The 11,788-nt window shown below is 46.4% G+C and carries 9 protein-coding genes; 2 read left to right on the top strand and 7 right to left on the bottom strand.

Going from position 1 to position 11,788, the window contains the following annotated elements; all coding sequences use genetic code 11:
* Positions 1-177: 177 nt before the first annotated feature.
* A complete protein-coding gene (locus tag AC07M6_RS16420) occupies positions 178-1,425 on the bottom strand; it encodes an ABC transporter permease (protein ID WP_494891241.1) in 1,248 nt (415 codons plus the stop codon).
* 158 nt (positions 1,426-1,583) lie between these two features.
* On the opposite strand from AC07M6_RS16420, the gene queA reads away from it, so the two are divergent.
* Positions 1,584-2,633, top strand: coding sequence for a tRNA preQ1(34) S-adenosylmethionine ribosyltransferase-isomerase QueA (queA, locus tag AC07M6_RS16415; RefSeq protein WP_494891240.1), 1,050 nt, complete (start codon positions 1,584-1,586; stop codon positions 2,631-2,633).
* 86 nt (positions 2,634-2,719) lie between these two features.
* Positions 2,720-3,418: a 2-C-methyl-D-erythritol 4-phosphate cytidylyltransferase gene (locus tag AC07M6_RS16410; protein WP_494891239.1), complete on the top strand. Its 699-nt coding sequence runs from the start codon at positions 2,720-2,722 to the stop codon at positions 3,416-3,418.
* A gap of 308 nt (positions 3,419-3,726) precedes the next feature.
* Here AC07M6_RS16410 and AC07M6_RS16405 read toward each other — a convergent pair whose 3' ends face one another.
* From AC07M6_RS16405 to murG, 6 genes are all read right to left on the bottom strand, one after another.
* Positions 3,727-4,971: an aminotransferase class I/II-fold pyridoxal phosphate-dependent enzyme gene (locus AC07M6_RS16405; protein ID WP_494891238.1), complete on the bottom strand. Its 1,245-nt coding sequence runs from the start codon at positions 4,969-4,971 to the stop codon at positions 3,727-3,729.
* A 147-nt stretch (positions 4,972-5,118) separates the two neighbouring features.
* Positions 5,119-6,747 carry a cell division protein FtsZ gene (ftsZ, locus tag AC07M6_RS16400; RefSeq protein WP_494891236.1) on the bottom strand — a complete coding sequence of 543 codons (1,629 nt, stop codon included), beginning with the start codon at positions 6,745-6,747 and terminating at the stop codon, positions 5,119-5,121.
* Positions 6,748-6,872: 125 nt separating this feature from the next.
* Positions 6,873-8,219, bottom strand: coding sequence for a cell division protein FtsA (gene ftsA, locus AC07M6_RS16395; protein ID WP_494891235.1), 1,347 nt, complete (start codon positions 8,217-8,219; stop codon positions 6,873-6,875).
* A 5-nt stretch (positions 8,220-8,224) separates the two neighbouring features.
* Positions 8,225-9,094 (bottom strand): cell division protein FtsQ/DivIB, encoded by an 870-nt coding sequence (locus AC07M6_RS16390; protein ID WP_494891234.1) that lies wholly within the window; start codon positions 9,092-9,094, stop codon positions 8,225-8,227.
* Entirely contained in the window at positions 9,087-10,445 is a 1,359-nt protein-coding gene (gene murC, locus AC07M6_RS16385) for a UDP-N-acetylmuramate--L-alanine ligase (protein WP_494891233.1), read from the bottom strand. The genes AC07M6_RS16390 and murC overlap by 8 nt, the downstream gene beginning before the upstream one ends.
* 125 nt (positions 10,446-10,570) lie before the next feature.
* Entirely contained in the window at positions 10,571-11,725 is a 1,155-nt protein-coding gene (murG, locus tag AC07M6_RS16380; RefSeq protein WP_494891231.1) for an undecaprenyldiphospho-muramoylpentapeptide beta-N-acetylglucosaminyltransferase, read from the bottom strand.
* Positions 11,726-11,788 lie beyond the last annotated feature (63 nt).

The raw sequence follows: 11,788 nt of genomic DNA, 5'->3' as shown, positions 1-11,788 counted from the left end.
ATTGGGTCATTGGGTCATTGGGTCATTGGGTCATTGGGTCATTGGGTCATTGGGTCAAAATGCCTGCGGCATTTTTTCACTACCCATTAATGACCCAATGACGCGAAGCGTAATGACTCAATGACGCGCAGCGTAATGACTCAATGACGCGAAGCAAATGACAGCATAGCGTAACGCCTAATTAGTTCTGATCGCTTCTACCGGATCCAGTTTGGAGGCAAACCAGGCGGGTACAATGCCTGATATGATCCCTATAGTTACCGATATACTAATACCTAATACCATGTTGCTTACATCCAGCACAATGGCTACATCGGCCCCGGCTTTGATGGCCAGCGTGAGCAGGTAAACAAACCCCAGCCCTATCAGGCCGCCAAGCAGGCACAGGATAATAGCTTCAATTAAAAACTGTAACAGGATAAAGTAATTTTTAGCACCCAATGATTTTTGGATACCTATAATATTGGTACGTTCCTTAACCGATACAAACATGATGTTGGCAATACCAAAACCACCCACCAGTATCGAAAAACCGCCGATGATCCAACCGGCTATGTTTACAAAGCCAAACAGCTGATCTAATCCGTTTGATAATATGGTGGCCTTATTAAGGGCAAAGTTATCTTCCTGCCCCGGTTTTAACATACGGATGGATCGCATCAATCCCTTCAGTTCGCTCTCTACCTCGTTTTCGGTGATACCATTTTTACCTTTTACCACCACCTGCGCGTTATACCTGTCGCTTTGTATATCAATAATATTACGGGCATAGTTTACCGTCATCAGTATCTGCTGGTCGGCCGTCATACCTATCATACTTTCGCCCTCTTTAGCAAATACCCCAATAATAGTTACGTAACGGCCCATCACTTTAATACGCTTCCCTACCGGGTCTTCATACGGGAAAAGGCCTGTAGCTATATCGGCACCTATTAACACCACCGGCGCACCTGTCCGCGATTCGCTTTCTGTAAAGTAGCGCCCGTTTTGCAGATCGAAATTGCGGGTAAGGTAATAATCGAAGCTAACCGCGCTAATGCGGGCATTCTCCACAAAATTGCTTTTATATTTTATGGTACGGTTATCAATACCAATTTGGTAGGTTACGCCAAGTGCGGTTTGCGAGCGGTCGCTCAGCTTTTGATAATCGCGCATGTTTGGGGTAGGGCGCTGCATATACTTCCACCACGGCGAATCACCATCCATCATCCAGGGAAATTTTTGGATGTAAATACTGTTACTTCCTAACTTATCAATACTGGTTTGCAGGTTGTTCCGCAAAGTATCAACAGCCGAAAAAACGAATATAATTACAAAAATACCAATGGTTACCCCCAACAGGGATAACATGGTGCGCAGCTTATTTTGCCTCAACGCATCAAACGCGAACAAAAAGCTTTCCCTAAAGAGTTTTAAAAATATCATGCCGTGTTTAAATTAGACACCTAATGGCCCCTTTGGTTACAGCTTTTAGCAATTTTATTTATTATGACCTAATCGCCACACAAACATGGGGTTTATCCGTTTAATATTAGTTAAAAATTCATACATTTGCCCGCTAAAATTTTATTTAAATAACAAACATGAAATTATCTCAATTTAAATTCAACTTACCCGAATCGCTGATTGCCCATAACCCGGCAGGCAGTCGTGATGAAGCACGTTTAATGGTTTTACACAAGGATTCAGGTAAAATTGAGCATAAAATATTCAGAGATGTTTTGGATTATTTTGATGACAAGGACGTAATGATCCTGAACAACACCAAGGTTTTCCCGGCCCGTATGTACGGTAACAAGGAAAAAACTGGTGCTACTATTGAAGTTTTTTTACTGCGCGAACTGAATAAGGAACTGCGTTTATGGGACGTGCTGGTTGATCCGGCCCGTAAAATACGCGTTGGCAACAAATTATATTTTGGCGATGACGACCTGCTGATTGCCGAAGTGGTAGACAATACTACATCGCGTGGCCGTACCATCCGCTTTTTGTTTGACGGTACCGACGAGGAATTCCGCCGCAACATTGAGATCCTGGGTGAAACCCCGCTGCCAAAATACATTAAACGCAAAGCCACTGCCGAAGATAAGGAGCGCTACCAAACCATTTTTGCCAAGCACGAAGGCGCTGTTGCCGCCCCTACCGCCGGCCTGCACTTTAGCCGCGAACTGATGAAACGCCTTGAACTGAAAGGTGTGGAGTTTGCCGAGGTTACCCTGCACGTAGGCTTAGGCACTTTCCGCCCGGTTGAGGTAGAGGATTTGACCAAGCACAAAATGGACTCGGAGCAGATCATCATCGAGCAAAAACAAGCGGATATTGTGAACCGTGGTATTGAGCGCAAAAAACGCATCTGTGCTGTGGGTACAACTTCTATGCGCGCGGTTGAATCGGCTGTATCGGCCGGCCGTACGCTTAAACCGGTTAACGACTGGACCAGCAAATTTATTTTCCCACCGTACGAGTTTAGCATTGCCAACTCGATGATCACCAACTTCCACACGCCTGAATCAACACTGTTGATGATGGTTTGCGCATTTGGCGGTTACGACCACGTGATGAACGCTTACGAAGTAGCCATTAAAGAGAAATACCGCTTTTATAGCTATGGCGATGCCATGCTGATCATCTAATATTTTAGATGTGAGAGGTTAGATATGAGATGTGAGACAGGGTGACCAGTCTCACATTTTTGTTTTAGATTTGTTTGTAATTCGATATGTCTCAAATCTCAAATCTCAATACCCACATCTCCACTTACGCCATTATAGTAGCCGGCGGCTCCGGCACGCGCATGCAGGCTGTAGTGCCTAAGCAATTCCTGTTAGTGAATGGCAGGCCGGTGCTGATGTATACCATTGAGGCCTTTTACGCGTCAAGCTATCGGCCCGAAATTATTGTGGTATTGCACACCAACTATCACAGTTACTGGCAGGAGTTATGTACCGAGCATAACTTTACCATCTCCCATACCCTTGTTGATGGTGGCGAGACGCGGTTCCATTCGGTAAAACGAGGCTTGGATTTGGTTGATGATAACAGCCTGGTAGCCGTTCAGGATGCTGTACGACCGTTAACAGGCGTGGATATTATAGACAATGCCTACCAGCAAGCTGCCGCATACGGTAACGCCGTAGTGGCCGTTAAAAGCCGCGATTCGGTACGCAGCCTGCGCAACGGGTTATCGGAAAGTTTGCTGCGCGATGAGATCTACCTGGTGCAAACCCCGCAAACCTTTCAATCGGGCTTGCTAAAGAAAGCGTATTTGCAGGAGTTTAATGAAGGCTTTACCGATGATGCCAGCGTTGTTGAAAAAGCCGGCACACCGATCCACATTTGCGAAGGCAGTTACCAGAATATCAAGATCACCTATCCCGAGGATATCGCTATCGCGGAGTTGTTGCTGGGGATGCGGTAATCTGATAAAACTTCTTGCCCCGGAGGGGCTACCTGTTTGTAGCAATAAATCAACCCGATATTACATGCCCCATCGGGGCTACCCAAACCGTACGATTGACGATGAGAGGGTAACCCCTACGGGGCATTGGCGCTTTTTTAAACTTTTCTACAAACAGGTAGCCCCTCTGGGGCATAGGATTGGTAGCCCAATATCCCGCTATGTTACCGTCTTGTGGGGTGCCGAAACAAGTTCGGCAGGATATGAGATAACAAAAAAAGCCATCCAACATTGTTGAATAGCCTTTAAAATATCAATTCACTGCAACCTTACGCTACAGCCATTTTTTCTTCTTTATAATAACCTGCTTTTAGCTTCTCAGCAATATCACTGAAAGCTATTAGGGTGCGCTCTACATCCTCGAGGGTATGCACCGCGGTTGGGATCAATCTTAATGAAATTAAGCCTTTAGGGATAACCGGATACACCACAATAGAGCAGAAAATATGGAATCGCTTACGCATGTCCATAATCAGGCTGGTGGCTTCCTGCAAATCACCTTTCAGGAATACGGGGGTAACCATACTGTTGGTAACGCCGGTATCAAAGCCGTGTTCACGTAGGCCGGATTGCAGGGCATTGGCTATTTCCCAAAGCTTTTCGCGCAGTTCGGGTTTCGAACGCAGCAGTTCCAGGCGTTTTTTCAGGCCGATAACCATTGGCATAGGCAGGGCCTTGGCAAAGGTTTGCGACCGCATATTGTAGCGCAGGTAATCAACAATGGTTTTATCGGCAGCTACAAAAGCGCCAATGCCGGCCATTGATTTAGCGAAGGTACCAAAGTACACATCAACGCCATCCATGCAATCCTGTGCCTCGTGTGTACCGGCGCCGGTTTTGCCCATGGTACCAAAACCATGCGCGTCATCAATCAGTAACCTGAAATTATATTTATCTTTCAGCGCGATGATCTCTTTTAGTTTACCCTGCGCGCCCGACATGCCAAATACACCTTCAGTGATCAGCAGGATGGCTCCGCCGGTTTGTTCGGCCAGGCGGGTTGCGCTTTTCAGTTGCTTTTCACAGCTTTCCATATCGTTATGCTGATATACAAAGCGCTTGCCCATGTGCAAACGTACACCGTCAATAATACAGGCGTGCGATTCGGCATCGTATACAATTACATCGTTACGGTCAACCAATGTATCAATAATTGATACCATACCCTGGTAACCGTAATTTAATAAGAAAGCATCTTCCTTACCTACAAATTCGGCAAGTCCGGTTTCCAATTCTTCGTGATGAGTGGAGTTGCCCGACATCATGCGTGCGCCCATTGGATAAGCCATGCCAAATTCGGCAGCAGCCTCGGCATCGGCTTTTCGCACTTCGGGGTGGTTGGCCAGTCCCAAATAATTATTCAGGCTCCAAACCAGGTGCTCGGTACCTTTAAACATCATATGCGGTTTTATTTCGCCTTCCAATTTAGGGAACGAAAAATACCCATGCGACCATTTTTGATGCTGGCCCAGCGGCCCGCCCATGTTTTTTGATATTTTATCAAATAAATCCAAAATGCTTACTCTATTAAATTTCCAATATACAAATATAATCTTTAAAGCAGGCCACTACAAGGCTATAACTTTTTATTATAGGTTATAACAAAAAAGCCCTTGTATAGTTATACAAAGGCTTTCGGTTTAATCAAGGTTTATTGATGGTTAGTCAACATTATCGTGCAGGAACGAATTATTCCTTCTAATTTCGGTATTACCTTCATCGTCAGATAATAAGGAGAACCTTGAGATCTCGCTCTCTGATGATGACGGGGTTTGCTGTAACGCTATTTCCTTACGTTTATAAGCAGGCACATTTTCCAGCTCCTGGATATTACCGTTACGGTTTTTCAGTGTCAGGTCTTTCAGGCGCATAATCCGCTCGCGGGCTTTGCGCATTTGCTCTTCCACGCTTTCGGCAGTTTTATGGTCGTCGGCGCCGGCAACAGGGGCTTGCACCGGCTCCGGTTCAGGCTCGGCTAATGCCTCTTCCTTAAACGATTCAAACTCCATCATGCTGTCCGATACCTTAAAGGTAAACTCGCCAAAATCGGGCTCGTTCGCCTGGGCAACCGGCTCTTCTTCGGATAAGTTAAATTTCACGGTATCGTTATTTTCAACTTCAGCAGCACCGGCCGATGGTGCAAACAGGTCGAATAAACCGGTTTGTTGTTTCGGCTCGCTGCCTTTCATATAAGGTTCGGTAGCAAATCCTTCGGCAGGAGGCGCAACCGGGGTAATAAACTCGTTAACAGGGCGTACCAATGGCGCGGCCTTATCGTCGGGTACCAGCATTGATACCACACGTTTGGTGCTTTGTTCTTTCTCGCGTTCGTCCTTAGTTTGGAAACCGGTAGCAATAATAGTTACCGATAGCTTTTCGCCCAGCGAATCGTCCTGGCAATTACCCCATATCAGGTCGGCAGCTAAACCGGCTTCTTCCTGTATGTAATCGGTAATAATGCTTACCTCGTCCATGGTTACTTCCATCGTGCCCGAACTGATATTGAGCAGGATATAACGCGCGCCTTCAATTTCGTTATCCTTCAACAATGGCGATGCCAAAGCGCCTTCCACTGCTTTCAGTGCGCGGTTCTCGCCTTCGGCGGCGCTGCTACCCATAATGGATACACCGCTGTCTTTCATTACGGTGCGCACATCTTTAAAGTCCACGTTGATATAGCCGGGCAGTGTGATAATCTCGGCAATGCCTTTGGCGGCCGTGGTTAAGATATTATCAGCCTGCGCAAATGCCGAACCCAGGGTTAAGTTACCAAAGATCTGGCGCAGGCGGTCGTTACTGATCACCAGGAAACTATCCACATATTTCTTCAGTTCTTCCAAACCTTCGTCGGCCTGCATTTTACGGCGTTTGCCTTCAAAGCTGAAAGGTGTAGTGATAATACCTACGGTCAGGATATCCAGTTCGCGGGCTGCTTTAGCAATAATAGGACTGGCGCCTGTACCTGTACCACCGCCCATACCGGCAGTAATGAACAGCATACGGGTATTAACGCCCAGCATTTGCTTAATATCATCGATATTTTCGATAGCCGAGTTTTTGCCCACCTCGGGGATTGAACCCGCACCCATTCCTTCGGTTAAACTTGCGCCCAACTGTACTTTGTTGGGGATAGGGCTTAACTCCAGAGCCTGCGCATCGGTATTACAGATAATGAAATCAACGCCTGTTATACCTTGCTTGTACATGTGGTTCACCGCGTTCCCGCCACCACCGCCAACACCAATAACTTTGATGATGGACGATTTTTCTTTTAACATTTCAAACTTCATAATCCTCGTTTTCAGCTATGTATAATCTGATGAATATTTAGTTTTAGCTATCGTAATAATATAGCTTTTTCCACACAGTTTATTAACAATCGTTAATATGTGGAAAATTTACCCCTTGTTAATAATTATTGCAAAAAGTCCTCGTCTTTAATGTCATCCTTAATAAACTTTTTGCCTGTTTCCAGTAGTTTACCAAACAAACCGAACTTCTTTTCATCGGCGTATTTTGGTTTTTCCGGCTTCAGTTCGCTGCTTGGCGATTGACCCTGCATCTCGTACTCCATCTTTTGGATCCCTTTTATCAGCAGACCGATACCGGTGGCAAACATCGGGCTTTGCAGCTCCTCGTAAGTTGGTTTTGGCAATACTTCGTTCTTTGCCAAATGCTCGTTAGGGTAACCTATGCGGCAATCCAGCCCGGTAACAAACTCTACCAGTTGCGACAGGTGTTTCAACTGCGCGCCGCCACCGGTGATCACGATACCGGCAATCAGTTTTTTCTCGTAACCCGATGATTTGATCTCGTAATAGATATGCTCTACAATCTCTTCCATACGGGCCTGGATCACAAAGGCCAGGTTTTTCACCGAGATCTCTTTAGGTTCGCGGCCACGCAAGCCCGGTACACAAACTATCTCGTTCTCTTTATTCTCATCTGCCAGGGCCGAACCAAAACGCAGTTTCAATTGCTCGGCTATGTTGCGCATTACCGAACAGCCTTCGCGGATATCCTCGGTTACGCTGTTACCACCAAACGGAATAACGGCTGTGTGACGGATAATCCCCTCGTGGAAGATGGCCACGTCGGTAGTACCACCGCCTATATCTACCAGTACCACACCGGCTTCTTTTTCTTCGTCGCTCAAAACAGATTCGGAAGAAGCCAGCGGCTCCAATATCAGCTCCTGGCTGTCCAGGTGGGCTTTGTTAACGCATTTTACAATATTTTTGATGGCGGTTACCTGGCCTGATATAATATGGAAGTTGGCTTCCAAACGTACGCCGGCCATACCAACCGGGTCTTTAATACCCGGCTCGTTATCCACGGTAAACTCCTGCGGCAGCACGTGGATGATCTCCTCGCCCGGCGACATCACCAGGTTGTACATATCTTCTACCAGCTTTTCAATATCCTTGCGGCTGATCTCGGTATCCAGCGCGCGCCGGGTAATCAGCCCGCGGTGCTGTAAACTTTTGATGTGCTGACCGGCAATACCTACGTTCACTACCTTTATCTCCACGTTTGATTGCGTTCCCGCTATCTCCACCGCCTGGATAATACCCTGCACGGTTTTATCGATATTAGAAACCATCCCGCGGGTAACCCCGGCGCTTTCGGCTTTGCCTATACCTAATACTTCAATTTTGCCATTCTTACTGCGACGGCCAACAATAGCGCAAATTTTAGTGGTCCCAATATCCAATCCAACTGCAATTGGTGCACTTTTTTCGTGAGTTGAGCTTTTGTCCATATCCCTTATTGTTTTATATTAATAGATGTTGTGTCCTTAACAGCCGTTGTTAGCGAGTCTGTTTTTATTTTATTAACTGCTGTATCTCTTTTCAGGTTATCGTTTTTAATACCTATTACCTGGTTCATGTATTTTATGTTGATGGTTTTGTAAGCCACCCAGCCTACCTGTGGTATAGCCTGCTTATAAAAGGCCAGCAGGTTACGGAATTTCACCTCCAGCGAGTCGGCATTGCCCAGCAAAATGCGCTGGTTGCCTACACGTGGTATCAGTTCAATCTCGTGCTGCTCGTTCACATAGATCTGCGCTATCTGCGCCGCCCACAGGCTATCCTTACGGATAAAATCGGCTGTTTTAAACACGCTGCGCGCTATGGGCGAAAACAAAGTATCTACCTTACCACCAAACGGCTCTTCTATAAACCCGTTTGCCACCAGCACCTTAGCGGTGAAGTTATTGGAGAGCGGTACTTTTAATCCATGCTGGTCTACATAAAAATCGCGGCCGTTTTGGCTCATGATCCGCATCATCGGTTGGCGCTGGCTGATCTCGACCATGATCACACCATCCATATCGGCATATACGCTGGCTGACTCAACAAATGGATTATGCCTCAATTTGTTTTCCAGCGCCTGGATATTAATATTTTCCAGCCGAAGGCCTACCAGCGATGTACCATTCAGGTCCAGTATATTATCCACCTCATGCTTATCAATAAAGTACTGGTTGCCCGGAATAATGATCTGTACACCCTTACAAACCATGGTCGATTTTTTCACTTTGATAAAACTCATCAGCACAACCAAACCACTCAGGCATACCACCCAGGTAAACCCAAACAAAATATTACGCCAGAGCCGTTTGTTCTTAAACATGATCCAGTATATTTTTTAATGGTTGCACTAACTGATCTATATCGCCCGCGCCTACTGTTAACAATAGTCCGGGCTTCTCTTTATTAACTATATCCAGGCATTCCTGCTTGCCGCACTTACGCTTATTGCCCAGCTTCATGCGGTTTAAAATCATATCGGCGTCCACACCTTCAATCGGCAGTTCGCGGGCCGGGTAAATATCCAGCAGCAGCAATTCGTCGCTCATATCCAGCACTTCGGCAAAGCCATCCGCAAAATCGCGGGTACGGGTGTATAAGTGTGGCTGAAATACTGTGGTCAGCTTTTTACCGGGATACAATTTCTTTACCGATAATATGGCCGCCCGTAATTCTTCAGGATGATGGGCGTAGTCGTCTATATAAATATGCCCTTCGTTCTTTACAATATATTCAAACCTGCGTTTTACACCTTTAAAATTGCCCAGCGCGCTTTTTATCGCCTGCGGATCAACATTCAGCAGCAATGCAGCCTGGATGGCAGCGGTAGCATTTTCGATATTATGCATGCCAGCGATACCCATTTTAATATCATTTATCTGGTATGCTGCATTTTTGAAATCGAAATAAAAGTCCCCATTCTCAATACGGATATGGTTGGCCATCGCCCCGGCTTCTTCGTCTGATGCATAGGTGATCCCCTCATGCTGCGGGTTTAACCCTTTGCGGTAGATGAGCGTGCCGCCGTCTTTTATCTGCGAAGCAAACAACTGGAACGACATGGTGAGGTGCGAATGATCGCCATAAATATCCAGATGGTCGGCATCCATGGATGTAATGATAGCCACATCGGGGTGCAGTGTCAGGAACGAGCGATCGTACTCGTCGGCTTCCACCACCATAATATCATTATCGCCATACAGCACATTGCTTTGGTAATTGGCCGCGATACCCCCTAAAAACGCCGAGCAATCCGTACCCGAATCTTTCAGGATATGCGCGATCATGCACGATGTGGTGGTTTTACCATGCGTACCCGCAACCGCCACCGTATACATGCCCTTACTGATCAGCCCCAGCACCTGCGAACGCTTGTATAACTCAAACCCCTTTTGCTTAAAGAAGTGCATAATGGCCGAATCCTTAGGCATAGCCGGGGTGTAGATGATCAGCGTACCATCGCAAGGTTTATGAAAACTCATGGGGATAAATTCCGCACGGTCGTCATAAATAATTTGCATCCCCTCATTTTGCAGGGCCATGGTCAGGTCGGTAGCTGTTTTATCGTAACCGCATACAATACAACCCAGGCGGTTAAAGTAGCGCGCAAGGCCACTCATGCCAATGCCGCCAATGCCTGCCAGGTAAACCCGTTGTATGTTGCGTAATTCCATTTTTTTATTTTTATGATTTCACCGATGTTTTTTTGATTTCACCGATTATCTCTTTCTAATCTCTAATCACCAATTAACTAATCTCTGAAAAAAGGCGTCTGCCCACAAGGGGGCAGATCGCCTTCTTAATTGTTGATTGTTATTTGGGTAACTTCTTTAGCTATCACATCATCGGCATTGGGCATAGCCAGCCTGGCAATGTTGGTGCTTAATGTTTTCTGCTTCTCTTTATCTTTTAATAATTCAATTGCTGTATCTACTAATTTCTCTTCGGCATCACGGTCGGCCACAAAAACGCAGGCATTTTCCTGTACCAGGGCCAGCGCGTTTTTGGTTTGATGGTCTTCGGCCACATTTGGCGAAGGCACCAGGATCACCGGCTTTTTCACTTCGCAAAGCTCGGCTATGGTACCCGCCCCGGCACGACTAATAATTACATCCGCCGCGGCATAAGCCAGGTCCATACGGTTTAAAAACTCCATCACACGTATGTTCGGGTGATAGTTTTCGCCCAACTTTTCCATAATACTTTTATAATAGAACTTGCCTGTTTGCCATATCACCTGCACATCGGCCTTTACTAATGTATCCAGTCCGGCCATTACGCTATTGTTCAGCGTACGCGCCCCCAGGCTGCCACCTGTTACCAGGATGGTTTTTTTGTTGGGCGATAGCTTCATTAACTCGGTAGCCTGCATTTTTTTGTTGGCAATATCAACCGACTCCTTGCGGATAGGGTTGCCCGTTTTTATGATTTTATCCGCCGGGAAAAATTTATCCATCCCATCAAAAGCCACGCATATTTTTTTGGCTTTTTTTCCCAGCCATTTATTGGTGATGCCCGCGTACGAGTTTTGCTCCTGGATTAAATAAGGGATACCCTTTAACCCCGCCGCGTATAACAGCGGGCCAGATGCATAACCACCCACACCAACCGCGGCATCGGGCTTAAACTCTTTTATAATTTGCAATGCCTTGCGCACACTGCCCAGCAATTTTACCGGGAACATCAGATTTTTCCAGATAGATTTGCGCTGGATACCTTGTATGTCCAAACCTATAATGCGGTAACCAGCGGCCGGAACCTTCTCCATCTCCATACGGCCGTTAGCGCCTACAAACAGTATTTCGGTAGCCGGATCAAGCCGTTTTAAAGCATTGGCAATAGCAATAGCCGGGAAGATATGCCCCCCGGTGCCACCGCCACTGATAATGATGCGCAGCCCCCCAGCCCCCTGAAGGGGGAGTTTTTTGTTGGGTGTATTTTTGTTACCGCTCATCTTTTACTTTTATAATCTCATCTATATTATCCCGTCATGCCGAACTGTTTCGGCATCCCATCA

This window comes from Mucilaginibacter sp. GW821-FHT07H05 (genome assembly GCF_059418485.1).
This window is presented reverse-complemented; position numbering and strand designations above follow the sequence as displayed.